14 protein-coding genes are annotated in these 18,786 nt (G+C 72.1%); 8 read left to right on the forward strand and 6 right to left on the reverse strand.

Annotated features, from left to right (window positions below; translation table 11 throughout):
- Positions 1 to 140: 140 nt before the first annotated feature.
- Positions 141 to 1,469 (reverse strand): ABC transporter substrate-binding protein, encoded by a 1,329-nt coding sequence (locus tag ACWD3D_RS09145; protein WP_451460266.1) that lies wholly within the window; start codon positions 1,467 to 1,469, stop codon positions 141 to 143.
- Positions 1,470 to 2,246: 777 nt separating this feature from the next.
- Between ACWD3D_RS09145 and aspT (ACWD3D_RS09150) the strand changes: the two genes are divergently transcribed.
- The 3 genes from aspT (ACWD3D_RS09150) to ACWD3D_RS09160 are packed head-to-tail and all read left to right on the forward strand — an operon-like array spanning position 2,247 to position 7,319.
- On the forward strand, positions 2,247 to 3,923 hold the full coding sequence (gene aspT, locus ACWD3D_RS09150) for an aspartate-alanine antiporter (RefSeq protein ID WP_451460267.1): 1,677 nt from the start codon (positions 2,247 to 2,249) through the stop codon (positions 3,921 to 3,923).
- Entirely contained in the window at positions 3,924 to 5,627 is a 1,704-nt protein-coding gene (gene aspT / locus ACWD3D_RS09155) for an aspartate-alanine antiporter (protein ID WP_451460268.1), read from the forward strand. It abuts the gene before it with no gap.
- Positions 5,628 to 5,663: 36 nt separating this feature from the next.
- Complete coding sequence (locus ACWD3D_RS09160) at positions 5,664 to 7,319, forward strand: bifunctional aspartate transaminase/aspartate 4-decarboxylase (RefSeq protein ID WP_451460269.1); 1,656 nt, start codon at positions 5,664 to 5,666, stop codon at positions 7,317 to 7,319.
- A 9-nt stretch (positions 7,320 to 7,328) separates the two neighbouring features.
- Here the strand turns inward: ACWD3D_RS09160 and ACWD3D_RS09165 are convergent, their stop codons facing one another.
- Entirely contained in the window at positions 7,329 to 8,021 is a 693-nt protein-coding gene (locus ACWD3D_RS09165) for a FadR/GntR family transcriptional regulator (protein ID WP_451460270.1), read from the reverse strand.
- A 186-nt stretch (positions 8,022 to 8,207) separates the two neighbouring features.
- On the opposite strand from ACWD3D_RS09165, the gene ACWD3D_RS09170 reads away from it, so the two are divergent.
- Positions 8,208 to 9,965: a 2-isopropylmalate synthase gene (locus tag ACWD3D_RS09170; protein ID WP_451460289.1), complete on the forward strand. Its 1,758-nt coding sequence runs from the start codon at positions 8,208 to 8,210 to the stop codon at positions 9,963 to 9,965.
- 197 nt (positions 9,966 to 10,162) lie between these two features.
- On the opposite strand, the gene ACWD3D_RS09175 is transcribed toward ACWD3D_RS09170, so the two are convergent.
- The 3 genes from ACWD3D_RS09175 to ACWD3D_RS09185 all read right to left on the reverse strand — a co-directional run bounded on the left by ACWD3D_RS09175 (position 10,163) and on the right by ACWD3D_RS09185 (position 12,413).
- Positions 10,163 to 10,417 (reverse strand): hypothetical protein, encoded by a 255-nt coding sequence (locus tag ACWD3D_RS09175; protein ID WP_451460271.1) that lies wholly within the window; start codon positions 10,415 to 10,417, stop codon positions 10,163 to 10,165.
- Positions 10,418 to 10,900: 483 nt separating this feature from the next.
- Positions 10,901 to 11,836 carry a spermidine synthase gene (locus ACWD3D_RS09180; protein ID WP_451460272.1) on the reverse strand — a complete coding sequence of 312 codons (936 nt, stop codon included), beginning with the start codon at positions 11,834 to 11,836 and terminating at the stop codon, positions 10,901 to 10,903.
- Positions 11,837 to 11,945: 109 nt separating this feature from the next.
- The gene (locus tag ACWD3D_RS09185) at positions 11,946 to 12,413 is read right to left on the reverse strand and encodes a hypothetical protein (protein WP_451460273.1); all 468 of its coding nucleotides are present in this window, start codon (positions 12,411 to 12,413) and stop codon (positions 11,946 to 11,948) included.
- Positions 12,414 to 12,655: 242 nt separating this feature from the next.
- Here ACWD3D_RS09185 and ACWD3D_RS09190 point away from each other — a divergent pair, with 242 nt between their 5' ends.
- A complete protein-coding gene (locus tag ACWD3D_RS09190) occupies positions 12,656 to 14,032 on the forward strand; it encodes a tetratricopeptide repeat protein (protein WP_451460274.1) in 1,377 nt (458 codons plus the stop codon).
- A gap of 36 nt (positions 14,033 to 14,068) precedes the next feature.
- Here the strand turns inward: ACWD3D_RS09190 and ACWD3D_RS09195 are convergent, their stop codons facing one another.
- Positions 14,069 to 14,665: a histidine phosphatase family protein gene (locus tag ACWD3D_RS09195; RefSeq protein ID WP_451460275.1), complete on the reverse strand. Its 597-nt coding sequence runs from the start codon at positions 14,663 to 14,665 to the stop codon at positions 14,069 to 14,071.
- 374 nt (positions 14,666 to 15,039) lie between these two features.
- Between ACWD3D_RS09195 and ACWD3D_RS09200 the strand changes: the two genes are divergently transcribed.
- The 3 genes from ACWD3D_RS09200 to ACWD3D_RS09210 are packed head-to-tail and all read left to right on the forward strand — an operon-like array spanning position 15,040 to position 18,780.
- Positions 15,040 to 15,993, forward strand: coding sequence for a phosphatase PAP2 family protein (locus ACWD3D_RS09200; protein WP_451460276.1), 954 nt, complete (start codon positions 15,040 to 15,042; stop codon positions 15,991 to 15,993).
- Positions 15,878 to 17,158, forward strand: coding sequence for a hypothetical protein (locus tag ACWD3D_RS09205; RefSeq protein ID WP_451460277.1), 1,281 nt, complete (start codon positions 15,878 to 15,880; stop codon positions 17,156 to 17,158). Before ACWD3D_RS09200 ends, ACWD3D_RS09205 begins: the two co-directional genes overlap by 116 nt.
- Entirely contained in the window at positions 17,149 to 18,780 is a 1,632-nt protein-coding gene (locus ACWD3D_RS09210; RefSeq protein ID WP_451460278.1) for a hypothetical protein, read from the forward strand. Before ACWD3D_RS09205 ends, ACWD3D_RS09210 begins: the two co-directional genes overlap by 10 nt.
- Positions 18,781 to 18,786: the final 6 nt, after the last annotated feature.

The following is an 18,786-nucleotide window of genomic DNA, read 5'->3' on the forward strand; positions in this document are numbered from 1 at the left end:
GCACCGACCTGGACCCCGAGGTCAGGGCGAAGCAGGCGGAAGCCGAAGCGGGTGACCCGAACGGGCCCGCCCCGGACGGGGTGGCGGGCGCACGCCGATGGCGGTGCGGGAGGCCTGTGGGCCTTCCGCACCGCCGGGGATCAGCCGATCACCTTGTCGATGGACTTGACGGCGGTGTCCCAGGCCTTGTCCGGGTCGGTGCCGCGCTGCTCCATGTTGTTGATCTCGGTGGAGATGGTGTCCTTGATGGTCGCGTCCTTCGGGCCGAGGACGGCCTCGGGGATGGTCTTGGCCTCACCGGCGTAGATCTCACCGATGGGGGCGTCGTTGAAGTACGGCAGCTTCGCGTCCTTCACACCCGGGAGGTCGTACGCACCCGTGTTGGACGGGAAGGAACCGATCGCCTTGAAGACGGCGGCCTGCTGCTCGGGGGCGGTCAGCCAGGCGACGAGCTTGATGGCCTCGTCGACGTGCTTGCCGGAGCTCGGAACACCGAGGAAGGAGCCACCCCAGTTGGCGGCGGTACCACCCGGCGCGCTGGTGATGTCCCACTTGCCCTTGTTGCCGTCACCGGCGTTGACCGAGATCTGGCCGGCCATCCACGCCGGGCAGGCGACGGTGGCGATGGTGCCCTTGCGGAGCGCGGCGGCCCACGGGTCACCGAACTGCGGGACACCCTGGGTCAGCTTCTTGGAGGCCGCCTCGGCGGCCAGGGCCCAACCCTGCTGGACGGCGGGGCTGTCCTTGTAGATCGCCTTGCCGTCCTCGTCGTAGTACTGCTTCGCGCTGGAGCTGACGACGGCGTTGAACATCGCGCTGGCGGAGTCCATGAAGTAGGTGCCCGCAGGCGCCTTCGCCTTGAACTTCTCGCCCAGCTTGATGTAGTCCTCCCAGCCACCCTTGACCAGAGCGGCGACCTCGGTGCGGTCGGTCGGCAGACCGGCCTTCTTGAAGAGGTCGGTGTTGTAGCAGAGGGACATCGGGCCGATGTCGGTGCCGGCGCCGATGAGCGCACCGCTGGAGGTCGTGGCCTGCTTGGCCTTCCACGAGACGAAGTCGGTCGCGTCGATGACCTTGCTCAGGTCCGCGAACTGGTCCGCCTTGGTGTCGGTCAGCTCCTTGATGCGGCCGACCTCCAGACCCTGGACGTCCGCCAGGCCGCTGCCCGAGTTCAGCTGCTGGAGCAGCTTCGGGTAGTAGACCTTCTCCTCGGCCGTGGTGTCTTCCTTGACCGTGATGTTCGGGTGGAGCTTGTGGTACTCGGCGAAGAGACCGGCTTCCTTGTACCCGAACTGGCCGTAGTCGGCGACGGTCAGAGTGATGTTGCCGCCTGCGGCGTCGCTGCTGCCGCTGTCGTCGTCAGACGAGTCGCTGCAGCCGGCGAGCAGAAGGGCGGTGGCCGTCAGGCCAGTGGTGGCCACGATCGCGGCTCTACGGCGTCGACCTGCGACGTTGCGGGTGATGCGCATTCCACTACTCCTATATCCAGGGTGTGACTGGCGGTTGACTCACTGCGGGACCCAGGCGCCGTGAGTGCCGCGCCAGGTTGTACTGGGGGGAAGCACGGGCAGTGCCGATCGCACGTCAAAACGGGTGTGCGATGTGGGAGCGCTCCCATGCGCCGATGACGGAAGGTTGCTGCCTCAAGGGGGTGGGTGTCAAGACTTGAAGACGCTTCCGTTGCGCGAGCGTGTCCGGCAAGTCACGAGACCGTGTCCCGCACGGGGCTTGCCAATTGGCGAAGTCTCGGGGACGTTGACGGCCCGTCATCGAATCACCGCAGGTGAGAGCCTGTTCGCCCGCGCGGCCCGGCTCCATCGACCGAAACCCGCCATCCCTCGTCGGACCTCGGCGCGTGGCCGGTTCTTTACCCGGCCCGCGCGAAAGTAGGCCGCCGAAAAGTGAACAGGGACCCCGCCGGAAACAATCCCGGCCGCCGACTGTGGCCCGATCGTGTTCTTTCCTCGAAGGCCACCGAGGGCACGGACACCACGCGCGGGACGCCCCGGAGACCGGGGGACAACCGGAATCCCCCGTCGCCCCCTCCGGCAGGGCCACCTGCGCGCCTCCGCGACCCTTCCCGCCCCGGGGCGGGCGAGCGGCCGGAAGCTCTCCCGGGCGGACGGCGCCACTTTCGCAACACGCTTTACCCATGGCGGGCCGACATGCCCTCCACCCACACCCTTGCTAATTTCGCCGTTATGTCAATCATCGTCACTTTCATCCCCGGCGAGGCCTGACGCGTCATGGGGGTCATCCGGGACCACCCCGAACTCGCCCTCTTCCTCTGTCTCGCCGTCGGCTACCTGGTCGGCAAGGCCCGCGTGGGTCCGATCACCCTCGGCGGGATCTGCGGCACGCTGATCGTCTCGCTCCTCCTGGGCACGCAGCACGTCAGCGTCAACGAGGACGTCAAGACGATTTTCTTCGCCCTCTTCATCTTCTCCCTCGGTTACATGGCGGGACCGCAGTTCTTCGCCAACCTGAACCGCCGCAGCCTGCGTTACTTCGCCCTCTGCCTCATCGAGCTGGTCAGCGTGCTCGGTATCGCCTACGGGCTGGCCCAGGGCTTCGACCTGGACGTCGGTACGGCGTCCGGCATCCTCGCCGGGGCCGCCACCGAGTCCGCGGTCGTCGGTACGGCCACCGAGGCCATCGGCAAGCTCAACGACCTGACCGCCGACCAGATCAGTCGGTACCAAGGGCACGTCGCCACCGCCTACACGGTCTGCTACCTCTTCGGCCTGATCACCATCGTGCTGCTGACCAGCCAGATCATGCCGATGCTGATGCGCATCAACCTGGCGGACGCCTCCCGCGAACTCTGGGAACGGATGCGCGGCGGCTCCGCCGGGCTGGAGTCCGACGAACGGGAGGCCCTGCCCGGCACGGTCGGCCGCACGTACCTGGTGACGCTCGCCGACGGGCGCACCGTGGGCGAGCTGGAGCAGGCGCTCGGCGGCCGGGTCACGGTCGAGGGCATCAAGCGGGGCAGCAAGCTCCTCAGCCCTTCCTCCGGGCTCGAACTCACCCTCAGCGACCTGGTCCAGGTCGTGGGGCGGCGGTCGGCCATCATCGAGGCGGGCCGCGAGATCGGCCCCGAGACGCCCTCCATTCCGGGGCTGGACACCCCTCTCGCCACCAGCCAGGTCGCCGTGACGGAGAAGTCGACGCACGGCAGCTCCATCGACGCCCTGGAGCGCACGCACCCCGAGTTCCGCGAGGACGGGGTCTACATCACCGACGTGGTCCGCAACGACCAGCATCTCCCCGCCACCGGGGAGACCACGCTCTACCGGGGTGACGTCCTCACCCTGGTGGGAGCGCGGAACGGCCTGAAGAAGGTGGTGGCGAAGATCGGAGCGGTGGTCAAGAACGACTCCACCGACTTCATCTACCTCGGACTCGGTATCGTCGCCGGCTCCCTGCTCGGCCAGGTCGTCGTCTACGCCGGGGACATCCCCCTGTCGCTCGGCACGGGCGGCGGCTGCCTGATCTCGGGGCTGCTCTTCGGATGGTTCCGCTCGCGCAAGCAGACCTTCGGCGCGTTCCCCCCGCAGGCCGCGACGACCCTGAAGGACATGGGACTCGCCGTCTTCATCGCCTGCACCGGGCTGGCCGCGGGACCGCAGGCGTGGCCGTTGCTGAAGGAGTACGGCGCCCTGCTGCCGTTCGCCGGGATCGCCATGGTGCTGGTGCCCGCGACGCTCTCCCTGATCGTCGGGCGCAAGCTGCTGAAGATCGAGAAACCGCTGCTGATCGGCGCCATCGCCGGGCAGCAGTGCTCGACGCCCGCGATCACCGCCGTCACCCAGGTGGCGCAGAGCTCGGTGCCGTTGCTCGGCTACACGATCACGTACACGCTCTCCAACTTCCTGCTGCCGTTGACCGGACCGATCCTCGTCGGTGTCCTGGGGGCCTGAATGATCGACTTCCTGAACCGGAACGTCTTCCAGCCCCATCCCGAACTCCTGGTCTTCCTGGTGGTCGCGCTGGGGTTCCTGCTGGGAAAGGTGCGCTACCGCGCCATCGCGCTGGGCGTGGTCACCGGCTGCCTGGTGGCCGGGCTGGTACTGGGCGCACAGTTCGAGATCCAGATCGACGACACGCTGAAGAACCTGTTCTTCATCATGTTCCTGTTCGCCCTCGGCTACCGCGTCGGCCCGCAGTTCTTCCGCGGCCTGCGCAAGGACGGGCTGCCGCAGGTGCTCAACGCGGTCGTCGTCTGTGTGTCCGGACTGCTGATCTCCTGGCTCTTCGCGAACATGCTCGGGTACGGCCCCGGGCTCGGCGCCGGCCTGATGAGCGGCGCCCTCACCCAGTCGGCGGCCATCGGGGTCGCGCAGGACGCGATCGGCTCGCTGCCTGGGCTGTCGTCCGCCCAGGTGAAGGCCGAGGAGAACCTGGTCGCCGTCGGGTACGCGGTGACGTACCCGCTCGGCACGATCCTCTGCGCGATGCTGCTCGCCAACGTCCTGCCCCGTCTCTACCGCCGCGATCTGGCGAAGGAGAGCGCCGATCTGGCCGCCGAGCTCGACGCTCCCGACGAGAGCCCCGACGAGGGCGAGGGCTACTACGAGGTGGTGCTGCGCGCCTACCGGGTGGACCGTCCCGACCTCGTCGGCCGGACCGTCGAGGACGTCGAGCGGCAGCAGCAGGGGTTCGGCCGCCGGATCTACATCACCGCGGTCCGGCGCGACGGCACGGTGCTGGAGCAGTCGCAGGCGCGGGTCCTGGAGACCGGCGACACCGTCGCCCTCAGCGCGCTCCGCCACGACCTGGTGGAGTTCGACGCCCGTACGCACATCGGCGCGGAGGCCGACGACGTGGAACTGCTCGGCTACCGCACCGAGTCGCTGCACGTCGTCGCCTCGGAGAAGGCCCGGCTCGGCCGCACGATCGAGGAGCTGCGCCGGGAGCCCTTCATGGTGGGGGTGTACGTCGACCGTCTCTACCGGGCGGGTTCGGAGTTCCCCTACCGGCTGACCACCCAGGTGGAGCGGGGCGACACCCTCGTCCTGACCGGTCCGGAACGGCTCGTCGGGCCTGCCGGTCGAGCGATCGGCAAGCCCGTGCCGACCAGTTTCGCCACGGACATGGTCTGGGTCGGCCTCGGCATCTTCCTCGGCGGCTGCCTGGGCATCCCCGCCCTCACGGCGGGAGGAGTCCCGATCTCGCTGTCGACCTCCGGGGGCGGGCTCATCATGGGGCTGGTCTTCGGCTGGATCCGCGCCAAGTACCCGACGTACGGGAACGTTCCACCCGGCGCCCAGTGGTTCATGGACACCCTGGGTCTGTGCGTGTTCGTGGCCGTCGTCGGCATCAACGCCGGCCCGAGCTTCACCAGCGGTCTCTCCGACGCCGGCTGGGGCCTGCTGCTGCTCGGCGCGGTGGCGACCGTGGTCCCGCTGATCGTGGGCTTCCTGTTCGGGCACTACGTCCAGCGCATCAAGTTCCCGATCCTGATGGGCGTACTGGCCGGCGGCCAGACCACCACGGCGGCGATCGGCGCGATCAACGAGACGTCGAAGTCTCAGATCCCCACGCTCGGTTACACGATTCCGTACGCCGTCGGGAACGTCCTGCTGACCGTGTGGGGCGCCGTGATCGTCCTCCTCAACCACTGACCCCGGAAACCACTGACCCCGGAAAGGGACACCGCCATGCCCAGGACCAGCCTCAGCCGGGAAGAGATCCGGTCGTACGCGCGGCTCAGCCCGTTCGAGCTCAAGGACATGTTCATCAAGATCGCCCAGACCTCGCAGAGCGACCAGCCCGGCCAGAAGGGGCAGGCGATGCGCGTGATGCTCAACGCGGGCCGGGGGAACCCGAACTGGGTGGCGACCGGGCCGCGCGAGGCGTACCACGCACTCGGCTACTTCGCCCTCTCCGAGTGCAAGCGCGTCTGGACGGCCGACAACCTCGGCGGGATGCCCGAGGAGAAGGGCTGCGCCGAGCGCTTCGCCTCCTTCGCGCGGGCCCATCCGGACCTGCCGGGGATGGAGCTGCTGCAGGCGTCGTTCGAGCTCGCGGTGAAGCGTTTCGGCTTCGACCCCGACGCCTTCGTCCACGAGTTGGCGGACTCGTCGATCGGCGACAACTACCCGGTCCCGGACCGCATCCTGCACCACACGGAGAGGATCGTGCGGGCGTACGTGGCCGACGAGATGTTCGACCACCGGCCGCCCGAGAACCAGACCCTGAGCCTGTTCGCCACCGAGGGCGGCACGGCCGCGATGTGCTACGTCTTCGACTCGCTGATGAAGAACGGCATCCTCGCGAAGGGCGACCGGATCGCCCTGATGGTGCCGGTGTTCACGCCGTACCTGGAGATCCCCGAGCTCGACACGTACGGCTTCGACGTGGTGCGGGTGGAGGCGAGCCTCTTCACGGAGACGGGCGTGCGGCAGTGGCGGTACCCGGAGGAGGAGGTCGCCAAGCTGGCCGACCCCTCGGTGAAGCTGGTCTGCTGCGTCAACCCGAGCAACCCGCCCTCGCTGGCGCTCTCCCAGCGGGTGGCCGACCAGATCGCGGGAATCGTGGCGGACGCGAACCCGCGTCTGATCGTGGTGACCGACGACGTCTACGGGACGTTCGTGGAGGGCTTCCGCTCGCTCGCCGCCGATCTCCCGCGCAACACCCTGCTGGTGTACTCGTACTCCAAGCACTACGGCGCGACGGGCTGGCGGCTCGGGGTGATCGGCCTGCACGACGACAACGTGATCGACGAGATGCTCGCGGCGCACTCCCCTGAGTGGAAGGAGCGGCTCGACCGGCGGTACGGGACGCTCTCGCTCGAACCGGAGAAGATCCGGTTCATCGACCGGCTGGTGGCCGACTCCCGTCAGGTGGCGCTGAACCACACCGCCGGGCTCTCGCTGCCCCAGCAGGTGATGATGGTGCTGTTCTCCCTCTTCGACATGCTGGACGAGGGGCAGGCGTACAAGCACCGGATCCGTGCCATCGTCCGCCAGCGGCTCGAACTCCTGCTGGAGGGCGTGCACATGAAGGTCTCCGAGGACCCGAAGCGGGCCGCCTACTACATCGAGCTGGACCTGCTCGCGGAGGCCGAGCGGGTGCGGGGCAAGGCGTTCGCCGACTTCCTGGAGCAGAACTACGAGCCGGTGGACCCGCTGTTCCGCCTCGCCGAGCAGACCGGCGTGGTGCTGCTCAACGGTGGCGGCTTCGACGGGCCCGAGTGGTCGGTACGCGTCTCCCTCGCCAACCTGGACGATCTGGACTACCTACGGATCGGCCACCACCTGCGCGTGATCTTCGACGAGTACGCACAGGAGTGGCAGGAGAGCACGGGAGGCTGAGGGCGCCCCCTACGCCCCGCGCAGCAGGGCGAGGGTGGCCTCCAGGTCGGTTCTCGTCAGGCGCTCGGCCGCCGCCCCGTCGCCCTCCACGACGGCACGGACGAGCGCCGCGTGGGTCTCCTCGCCGTGGCCGGGGTGCTCGGCGCGCAGGTCGAGCAAGTCGACCAGGTCGATGAGCCCCTGCCGCAGCGCGGGGGCGAACTCGCCGAAGAGGTCGGTGAGTACGGGGTTGTGGGCGGCGGCCACCACCGCGCGGTGGAGGGCGATGTCGGCGTCGACGAACTCCGCGTCGCCCCAGCCGCTCGCGGCCCGCCGGGCGGCCATGGCCGCGTCCAGGGCGGAGACGTCGTCCTGGTCGCGGCGTTCGGCGGCGAGCCGGGCGGCCTGCACCTCGATGAGCATGCGGACCTCGTAGATGTCGGTGACCGCGGCCCGGCGCAGCCGTGCCGGCCAGTCCTCGTGCGGGCGGTCGGCGACGACGAAGATACCGGCGCCCTGGCGGGACTGGAGCATCCCGGTGGCGGCGAGGGTGCGGACGGCCTCGCGGACGGTGGAACGACCGACGCCGAGCGCCTTCGCGAGGGTGGTCTCCCCCGGGATCTTCGTGCCGACCGGCCACTCGCCCCCGGTGATCCGTTCGCGCAGATGGGCGGTGGCCTGGTCGACGAGGGGGCTGGGGCGGAGGGGACCGAGGGAGGACACGCGTTTCACCTGTCGGGTTGTCTGAAGACTTCAACTGTGTCTACTGTACCGCCATGACGCTCAGCGGCCTCCTTCTTCTCGGTTGCCGCGGCGGGGCCTGAAGCGACCGGCACCCCGCCGCGGGGTGCCGTGCTGTGCCGGTCGCATCCGGCCACCCGTGAAGGAACTCCCGTCCCGATGCCCACGATGCACAGCTTCCCCACTCTCCGTACGCCGCGCGGCCCGGTGCCCGCCGGCTCCCCCGCGTGGAACCCGCAGCGCGCCAGCGACATGCCCTCGCACCGCTACCGGTCCGCCTTCGACCGGGTGCGCGTCCCCGCCCTGGACCGCGGCTGGCCCGACGCGCGGATCGAGAAGGCTCCCCTGTGGGTGCCGGTCGACCTGCGCGACGGCAACCAGGCGCTGGCCGAGCCGATGGACACCCAGCGCAAGCGCCGGATGTTCGACCTGCTGGTCACCATGGGGTTCAAGGAGATCGAGATCGGCTACCCGTCCGCGAGCCGGACGGACTTCGACTTCGTCCGCCACCTGGTGGAGAGCGACGCGATCCCGGGAGACGTGACCCCCGTCGTCTTCACCCCGGCCAAGCCGGACCTGATCGCGCGGACCTTCGAGTCGGTGGCCGGCATGGACCGCGCGGTGGTCCACCTCTACATCCCGACCGCCCCGGTCTGGCGTGACATCGTCCTCGGCCGGGACCGCGCGCAGGTGTGGGCGACCGTGCGGGAGGCGGCGGAGCTGATGGACCGGCTGGCCGGGCAGCACCCGGCGACGGACATCAGGTTCGAGTTCTCCCCCGAGGTCTTCGTGCTGACCGAACCGGACTTCGTCCTGGAGGTCTGCAACGGGCTGACGGCCCTGTGGGACGCGTCCCCGGACCGGCCGGTGATCCACAACCTGCCGGCCACGGTGGAGATCGCGACGCCCAACGTCTACGCCGACCAGATCGAGTACATGCACCGGGCCCTGGACCGCCGGGATGCGGTGATCCTCTCCGTCCACCCGCACCACGACCGGGGCACCGGGGTGGCCTGCGCCGAGCTCGCCGTACTGGCGGGCGCGCAGCGGGTCGAGGGCTGCCTCTTCGGCAACGGCGAGCGCACCGGCAACGTCGATCTGGTGAACCTGGCGCTCAACCTGCACGCCCAGGGGGTCGACCCGATGGTGGACTTCTCGGACATCGACGTGATCCGCCGCACGGTCGAGCACTGCAACCGCCTCGCGGTGCCGCCTCGCCACCCGTACGCCGGGGACCTCGTGTACACCGCGTTCTCCGGCACCCACCAGGACGCCATCAGCAAGGGGTTCGCGCACCACGAGCGCACCGGCTCACCGACCTGGGACGTGCCGTACCTGCCGATCGACCCGGCGGACGTGGGGCGCGGTTACGAGGCCGTCATCCGGGTCAACAGCCAGTCCGGCAAGGGCGGGATCGCCCATCTGCTGCACAGCTCCCACGGCGTGGACCTGCCCGCCCGGATGCGGGCCGACTTCTCCCGCACGGTGCAGCGGGCGACCGACGACAGCGGCCTGGAGGCCACGGGCAAGGACCTGTGGGAGCTGTTCACGGCGACGTACCTGACGCCGGGCCAGGACGGCCCGGTGGCGCTGGAGGCGTGGACCACCGACGTCGTCGCCGAGGGGGAACACCGGTTCGCGTGCACCCTGCGCGCCGCGGACGGCGGCGGGCTCGCGGCGGGCGACTACGAGGGCACGGGCAACGGCCCGCTCTCCGCGTTCGTCCGCGCGCTGGCGGGCGCCGGTCACGAGGTGGAGATCCTCGACTTCACGCAGCACGCGACGACCGGCGGCATGGACAGTCATGCGATGGCGTACGCGGAGTGCCGGGTCGGCGGCCGGGTGGTCTGGGGCGCGGGCCGGGACACCTCGGTGCTGACCGCCTCGGTGCTGGCGGTCCTCTCGGCGGTGAACCGAGCGGGCTGATACGGGTGTTCGGTCCGGGCCGGGCGCCCGCGGGACCACGGCCGCCCGGCCCGGACAGGCTCCCCACGACCGCCCGGACAGGCTCCCCACGACCGCCCGCACCCGGTGGTGGGCGACGCCTCTTTCGCCGGCCCGTCCAGGGGCGTGACGTGCGAGCCCGCACGCTGTAGGGCGTGACGTGCGAGCCCGCCACCGCCCTACAGGACGCGCAGCGCCTCGGCGTCGTCGCGTTCGCGGCGGGCCAGCGCGTGCAGCACCGCCTGGTCGCCGTGGCGGTCGCGGGCGGCGGCGACCAGCACGTCGACCGCGATCGCGAGCGCCGCTCCGGGCACCCGGTGGGGGGCGTCCACACTGAGGGCCAGGTCTTCGAGGTGGACGGCCAGTTCGACGCAGCGGGTCCGGAGGTAGCCGTCCAGCAGCATCTCCTCGCCCGGGCGGTGGAGCACCTCCACGCGCCGGTCGTCCGGCTCCTCGTCCAGCCCGGGGGGCCAGCCGCCCCAGCGCCTCCCGCGCCTGCCCGGCGACGGCCGCCGGACCGGCCTTCGCCGTCTCCTCGCTCCGGGCGCGCACGCCGACGTTGAGCGCCGAACCGACGTCGGCCGTGCCGACGAGCCTGGCGTAGTAGCGCACCGCCGACACCGGTTCGGCGCCGACCACCGTGCCGGCGAGGAACCACTCGACCTGGAGGACACTGTTCGCGAGGTGACCCGCCAGCCCGCCCACCGTCATCCCGGGCAGTACGGACTCCTTCCCCCAGGAGTCCGCCACCTCGTCCAACTCCAGGAGCTGTACAGCCTGTTCGACGGCCAGCAGATACGCCTTCCGGATCTCTGTCGTCGTGGCGGGCATCCTGCACGACCGCTGGTCACCACGACAGGGGCGATCCACATGCTGGACGGGCGTTCCAACATATGGACGACTGCTGATGTCCGGAGTCAGTCGAACGCCGTCGGAGGCGGCGCCGGGGACGCCTTGGCGCCCGCGTCGGTGACGACCGCCGCCCCGCCCGTGAAGTCGGCCAGCGCGCGACCGTGTTCGACACGGCCGGGGTGCGGGTCGGTGGCGACGCGGCGGGTGAGTTCGGCGACGGCGAGGGGCCGGTCGGAGGCGACGAGCACCGCGTTGCCGAAGCGGCGGCCGCGCCAGACCGTGGGGTCGGCGGCGAGCGCGAGTTCGGGGAAGTGCGCGGCGGCGGTGGCGATCTGGCCGCGCAGGTGGGCCAGCGGCGGGCCGTCCGCGAGGTTGGCGACATAACTCCCGCCCGGCTTCAGCGCCCGGCGCACCTCGGCGAGGAACTCGGTGGTCGTCAGGTGCGCGGGGGTACGCGCCCCGCCGAACACGTCGGCGACCACGAGGTCGGCCCAGCCGTCGGGTATCTTGCCGAGCCCTTCCCGGGCGTCCAGGGCGCGAACCCGCACCCGGGCCTGCGGGTCGAGCGGAAGTTCCCGGCGCACGAACGCGACGAGCGGCGCGTCGATCTCGACGATCTGCTGCGTGGAGCGGGGGCGGGTGGCGGCGGTGTAGCGAGCGAGGGTGAAGGCGCCGCCGCCCAGGTGCAGGACGTGCAGCGGGGTCCCGGGGGGTGCGGCGAGGTCGATGACGTGGCCGATCCTGCGCTGGTACTCGAAGGAGAGGTACGTGGGGTCGTCGAGGTCCACGTGGGACTGCGGGGCGCCGTCGAGCAGGAGGGTCCAGGCGTTCTGGCGCTCCTTGTCGGGGGCGAGTTCGGCGTGGCCGCCGTCGACGGCGGCCGTGAGCGCCTCCCGCCCGCGCCCGGACCGCCCGGAGCGCTCGGCCCGGTCCGGCCGCTCGGCGCGGTCCGCCCGCTTGCCGGGTTTGGCGTTCCCCGCCGCCCCTCCTCGACGTGCCACGTCCGTCCGTCCTCACCGCCCCGTCGGGCCGGTTCGCGTCCTGGTCGCGCGGGCCGGCCGGGGCGAGGAGAACACCGGGGACAACCCCGCCCACCTGGACATTATGGGCTCAGCAGCAGTTGTCGGCCGCTTCGATCATGCGAGCCGCCTGGTCGAGTGCGACCCGCAGTGCGGCGGGGTCGGTGACCGGGGCGTCCTCGGCGGGCGGCAGCAGCCAGCCGGTTCCGGAGACGGGAACCTCGTCGGGGAGGCGCAACCCCCGGCCCTCGGTGCTGGTACACGCGCTGCCCGGCACGTCCCAGCCCTCGGCGGTGCCGGGCGGCACCAGGAAGCCGACGGTGTCCCCGGCTCCGTCGTGGAGTACCGGCCCGACCGCGACCAGGTCGGCACCCCGGCGCAGGATGTCCACGGCCTCCAGCCCCTGCCGGGCGGGGACGGTGACGAGATCGCACAGGTGCGCGGCGCACCCCTCGATCGGGTCCGATACCGCGTGCGGCGGAACGGCCGGCTGCGCCCCCGCGTCCTTCGAGGTGGCCGCCGTGGTCCATGGGCCGGTCTCCGTGCCGAGGTGAAGCATGGGAACCCCTCCTGTCGTCGCCGAACGGAGCCACGCCCCGTCTCCGCATGGACCAACGCGCCGAACGCGTCAAGGGCTACGGTGCCGAGCCGCCGCAAAGGGTGGCAGTTCATGGCGGATCACGGCCGAGATGCCCCCCTTTGCGGGGAAACGCTGTGTGAAGGGCCCGTCACACCAGGTACGTTCTTGCTCCGCCGGGCCATCTGAGGCATGCGCCCGGCTGCACCAGAGAGGGCCACGCCATGGTGTCGTCACGGGCCGTTCCCAACCTCGTCTTCCGCCAGTTGCGCGGAGCGCGCTCGGCGGGAGAGTTCGCGGCGGCCGTCCGCAGGGCCGCCCGCGAGATCGGCGAGCAGGTCGCCTGCGACGCGCGCTACATCGGTCGCGTGGAGTCCGGCGAGATCCGCTGCCCGAACTACGCGTACGAACGGGTCTTCCTGCACATGTTCCCCGGCACCACCCTGGGGGACCTGGGCTTCTTGGACCGGGAGAGCGTGCGCGGACGTTCGGCGCGCACCCGCGTACCGGCGGCGGCCTGGAGGTCCCTGACCGGGGACACGGTTCCGGCCCTCTCCGTACCCAGCGACATCGAGGAGAGCGACGTGCTGCGTCGCGTGTTCATGACGAGCGGCACCGCCAGCGTGGCGACCGCGTCGATCGGGACGGGCGCCCGCCGGGCCGCCGGTACCCCGATCGTCCTGCCCGCCCAGCGACGGGCCGGCGAGGCCGAGGTGCGTTCCGTGGAGGAGGCGGTCCGCGAGATCCGTGTCCTGGACGACCAGCACGGCGGCGACGGGCTCTACCGGCGTGCCGCCCAGCCGCTGCGGGCCGCGTACGCCCTGCTCGACTCGGGTACGCCCACCCGTCGCGCCACCGCCGACCGGCTGCACTCCGGGGCCGGTGAGCTGGCCCTGTCGGTGGGCTGGCTGGCCCATGACTCGGGGCGGTTCGACGACGCGCGCTCGTACTACGCGGAGGCGCTGGCCACCGCCCGGGTCGCGGGCGACGACGCGCTGGAGGCGCACGCCTTCTGCAACACGTCGTTCCTGGCCCGGGACGCCGGACGGCCGAGGGAGGCGGTCCGGGCGGCGGAGGCCGGGCAGCGGGCGGCCCGCTCGGTCGGCTCGCACCGGCTGCTGGCCCTGCTCGCCCTGCGCGAGGCGGGCGGCCGGGCCGGGCTCGGGGACCGTACGGGGTGCGACCGGGCGATCGCACGAGCCCGGGCCGCCTTCGACCGGGGGCCCGCCGAGCGTGACCCGGAGTGGATGAGTTTCTTCCGAGAAGCGGAGATGCACCTGCTGGAGGCGCAGTGCTGGTCGTCCCTGGGCGACTGGCCCCGGGCGGCCCGGCACGGCCGGCGGGCCACCGCCCTCCAGGACCCGCACTTCACCCGGAACCTCGCGCTCTACCGCGCCCAGCTGGCGGGCGACCTGGCCCGGGCCGGCGCGGCGGAGGAGGCGGTCCGCTCGGCGCACCAGGTGCTGGACCTGCTGGACCGGGTCAGGTCCACCCGTATCAGCGGGATGCTGTCGGGGACGGTACGCGTGCTGGGCGCCGACCGTGACGCGACGGCGGTGGCGGGACTGCTGGAGCGCTACCGGGCCGTGCGCCGGGGCTGAACACGGCGGCGGCCGGCCGGCCCGGTGGCGGGCCGCTCAGCGTTCCAGGTGGCCGGTGTCGTTCCACCGCTCCACGGCGGGCATCCCGTAGGCCCAGCCCAGCACGGACAGCGAGGTCGGCTCCAGCCGGACGCGGGCGCCGAACATCAGGTCCTCGCCCAGCCATCGCGCGGCGAGCGACCGCAGGATGTGGCCGTGCGCGAAGACGAGGACGTCGCGTTCGCCGGAGCGCACCCGTTCGACGACCCCGTCCGCGCGGGCCGTCATGTCGGCGGTGGACTCCCCGCCGGGAACACCGTCGCGCCAGATCAGCCAGTCGGGCCGGTCCGCCTTGATCTGTGCGGGGGTGAGGCCCTCGTAGTCCCCGTAGTCCCACTCCATCAGCGCGTCCCAGGTCTCCGCCCGGTCCCCGAAACCGGCCAGCTCGCAGGTCTCGGAGGCCCGTACCAGCGGGCTGGTGCGGACGTCGGTGTCCGGCAGCCCGGACCAGGGCGCCCGGTGCAGCCGCTCGCCGAGCAGCTTGGCGCCCTCGCGCCCCGAGTCGAGCAGCGGGATGTCGGTCCTGCCGGTGTGATTGCCCTGGACCGACCACTGGGTCTGGCCGTGCCGGGCGAGCAGGATGCGCGGTGCCATGAGCGGGCTCTCCCTGAGATCTGGGGGACGACGGGTGGGCGCCGAAGGGACCACGGTGTCCGGGGCGCGCCGGGGGAGGGACGCGCTCCGGCCTTCGGGCGGTGCGTCTGTCCTCGGTCCATCATCCCGCATCTCCGAGGGCGGGCGTGAGGGCCGTCCTTCCGGGCACCCGCACACAGCGGGAGGGGGTCCGGGCAACCTCGCGGTACGTCGTCACGTCCCTCTCTGCGCGGCACCCCGTCCGCGCCGGCGCCGTCGGCGACGGGCCGGGGGCAGGGGTGTGCGAAAGGGACCCCCCGGGGGATATCGCGACCGACGACCGCCGTACGGTTGAACGCCCGCCGTCGGACGCTTGAACAGGGGAGAGCCACCGGATGCCGCACGCCATACCCGCTCGCGCCTCCGGCCGCCCCCGCTGGTGGACGGAGCTGCCGCTCATAGCGGTGGTGTACGGGCTCTACTCGGCCGGCCGGCTGCTGGTGCGCGGCGACATATCCACCGCCGTCGACCACGGGCTCGCGATACTCCGGCTGGAGAAGTCGCTCCACCTGAACTTCGAACACCCGCTCAACCGGCTGCTGACCTCCCACCCCTCCGTGGGGATACCCGCCGACTTCGCGTACGCCTCGCTGCACTACCTCGTCACCCCCGCGCTGCTCGTCTGGATGTACCGGCGCCGCTCCGCCGCCTACCGCGCGGCCCGCACCTGGCTGCTGACCTCCACCCTGATCGGCCTGATCGGCTTCACACTGATGCCGACCTGTCCGCCCCGCCTCCTCGACGCCGGACACGGGTTCGTCGACACCATGGCGCAGTACAGCTCCTACGGGTGGTGGGGCGCGGAGGCGAGCGCCCCGCGCGGACTCGGCGGCATGACCAACCAGTACGCGGCGATGCCCAGCCTGCACGTGGGGTGGGCGCTCTGGTGCGGGGTGCTGCTGTGGCGGTACGGGCGGCATCCGCTGCTCCGCGCTCTCGGCGTCCTCTACCCGCTGGGAATCGTCTTCGTGGTCATGGGCACCGCCAACCACTACTTCCTGGACGCCGTGGCGGGCGTCGCGGTGATGGGCGTCGGCGCGCTGCTGACCCGCCCGGTGATGCGGGCCGCCGCCACCGTCTCGGCCCGGCTGCGGGCCTTCGTCTCCCGGCCGGGAGGAACGGTTCCGGCGACACCGTCCCCGATTGTCAGTAGCGGGTGCGAGACTTCGGCGGGTGAGCGATTCCCCGGCCGGCGGACCCCCTCCGCACATTCCAGCGACGCGCCCGAAGCCTCCGGCTCCCCCGGCCGCGCGGCCTCCGGCGACAGCGCTCCGGCAGCGGCTCGCTGAGCTGCGCGGACCCACGGTCGCCCCGCATCCGCTGGACGCCCGCGCGCTGGCCGCCCTCGCCGCCAACCCCGGTTGCAAGCGGCGGGCGCTGCTCGACGGCGCCGGTGTCGACAAGACCGGTCTGGCCACCGCGCTCGGTTCCCCCTCGGGTTTCGGCCAGTCCCAGTTCGCGTTCATGCGGGGCAACGCCTTCGAGGCGCGGGTCAAGGCCGACGGCGGCACCGAGTTGCTGCGCCTGCTGCACGAGAGCCTCGGCGGCGGCGGTGAGCCGCCGCAGGGGGCCGGGGTCCCCGATCTGACGGCGGCAGGACCCGAGGGCCGGACGGCCCGGACCGCGCTGGCCCTGCGCGAGGCGACCGGGGCCGGCGGCTGGACGCTGCTGGACCACCCGATGCTGGCGCTGGAGGTGGCGGGTTCGCCCGCGTATCTGGAACCGGACGCGGTGGTGGTGCATCCGGACGGCCGGTGGACGGTCATCGAGATCAAGTCGTTCCCGATGATCGACGGCTCGGCCGACGCGGCGAAGGTCGGTGCCGCCGCCCGGCAGTCGGCGGTGTACGTGCTGGCCCTGGAGGCGGTCGCCTCCCGTACCGAGGGTGCCGAAGTGGCGCACGACGTCCTCCTCGTCTGCCCCAAGGACTTCTCCAACCTGCCCACCGGCTCCGTGGTGGACGTGCGCAAGCAGCGCGCGGTGACCCGGCGCCAGCTGACCCGGCTCACCCGCATCGAGGAGATCGCGGCCCTGCTCCCCGAGGGCGCGAGTTTTGATCCGGAGTGCTCGGCCGAGGAGCTGACCGCCGCCGTCGAGGCGGTTCCGGCGGCGTACGCCCCCGAGTGCCTGGCCGCCTGCGAGCTCGCGTTCCACTGCCGGGCGAAGTCCCGGGCCCGGGGTGCCGTACGGACGCTGGGGCGCGGGGTGAGCGGTGAGCTCGGCGGGCTGACCACGGTCCGCGCGGTGCTGGACGCGGCGGCGGGCAAGGAGGGCGACCCGGCGGACCCGGCCGTCGCCGCGCTCCGCCGGGCGGCTGCCCTGCGCGCCGAGGCGCTGGAGGGCGCGGCGGCCCGGCGCGCGCACGCACCGCACGGCACGGCACCGGAAGGCGTGCCGTCACACGGCACGGCACCGGAAGGAACCGCTCGGGAAGGCACGGCACCATGTCACTGATCAACACCCTGGCCCGGATGGAGGCCGTGGACAGCGGGCGGGCCCAGCCGCTGGCGACCGTGCGCCACCGGCATCTGACCGACCGGCCGCTCGTCCTGGTGCCGCTGACCACGTCCGGCGAGGCGGGCGCCCCGCTGGGCGCGCTGGTGGGCACCGACCGGGAGGCGCCGAGGCTGCTGGCGGTGGCGCAGCCGCGCGACCGCGATCTGCGGTTCGCCTTTCTCTCGGAGCTGGCCGAGCTGGTGCTGCCGCACATCGAGGCGTACGCGGACGTGGTGGAGCCCGCCGAGCGGAGCGAGGCCGATCCGGAGACCGGGAAGAAGGTCAAGGTCGAGGTCGAGCTGTGCGTGGACGCGGCGCAGCTGATCGTGCCGAGCCGGGCGGGCATCGACCTGGTGCGGCTGCTGGGGCGTTCGATGCGGTTCCGGCGCACCGCCGAGGACGATCCGGACACCCCGTATCCGGCGCCGCCCCGGGTGCCGTTGCTCGGCAGGTGGCTGACGCACTACGCGGAGCGGGCGAGGGTGCCGGGTTCCTCCATGCTGCTGGCCACCACGGATCTGCTGAACCGCCATTGGGCGACGGGGCAGAGCAGTGTGGAGGACCAGCACCTGGGGGCGCTGCTCGCCTGGATCGATCCGCCGGACGGCGTCCCGGGTGCCGAGGCGGCGCTCCGGGCGGAGCTTGAGCGTGGCCGGGACGGGCAGTTGGTCTGTCCGCCCGCCGGTCCGGCCACGGACCCCGCCTTCGACAACCGGCTGCTGGCACCCGCGATCGAGCGGTACGACCGGGCCCGCACGGTGTTGGCGGCGGCCGAGGACGGGCTCGACGCGGACGAGCGGCTCGGGGACCTGCACACGGCCGAGCGGGAGATCCGTTCGCTGCTGGCCGGGGTGCTGCTGCCGACCTGGGACGCGGTGTGGCGCGGGCTCGACCGGCTGCGGGAGCTGCCGGAGGGGGCGAGGGCCGAGGAGCGCTGGACGGGCGACCGCTGGTCGTTCACCGGCCACCGGGACAAGGTGCGTTCGGGCGAGCCGCCGCAGCCGCGCCGGGACGACGCGGTGACGGCGGCCCGGAAGCTGTCCTCCCGGGAGACCGCGCAGGCGCGCCTGGATGCCCAGGAGGCTTTGGACGATCCGCTGGTGCTGGCCGCCCGTCGGCTGAACGGCGAGGCGTTCGTCGGTGAGGTGACCGGGGTGGAGATGGCGTACACGGAGTCGAAGCGCCCGTCCCCGCGCCCGCTGGTCACGGTCCGCACGGCCGAGCGCCCGCAGTTGGGCGAGCGGACGAAGGTGTACCGCTCACTGGACGGCAAGCCGCAGTCGGCGGAGTTCGTCCGGTACGCGGGCCCCGGCACGGGGCCCGACGGCACCGGACTCCCCGCGGACGGCTCGGAGGTGCTGCTGGTGCTGCGGGTCCTGGACCGGATGGGGCGCGGCAGGGAGCCTGCCCCCGGGTCGCTGCCCGAGCCGGGCGAGCGCACGGTCTGGACGCTCTTCGAGCACGAACAGCGCGGCGGTCCGGCGCTGCCGGACGCGGAGGAGACCCCGTGGACCCACGGCGGGCCGCCGGGTGCGTCCGCCGAGCGGCCCGACGCCGTGACCCCGGAGGATGTGCTGTGACCGACG

Source organism: Streptomyces sp. NPDC002690 (assembly GCF_053592415.1).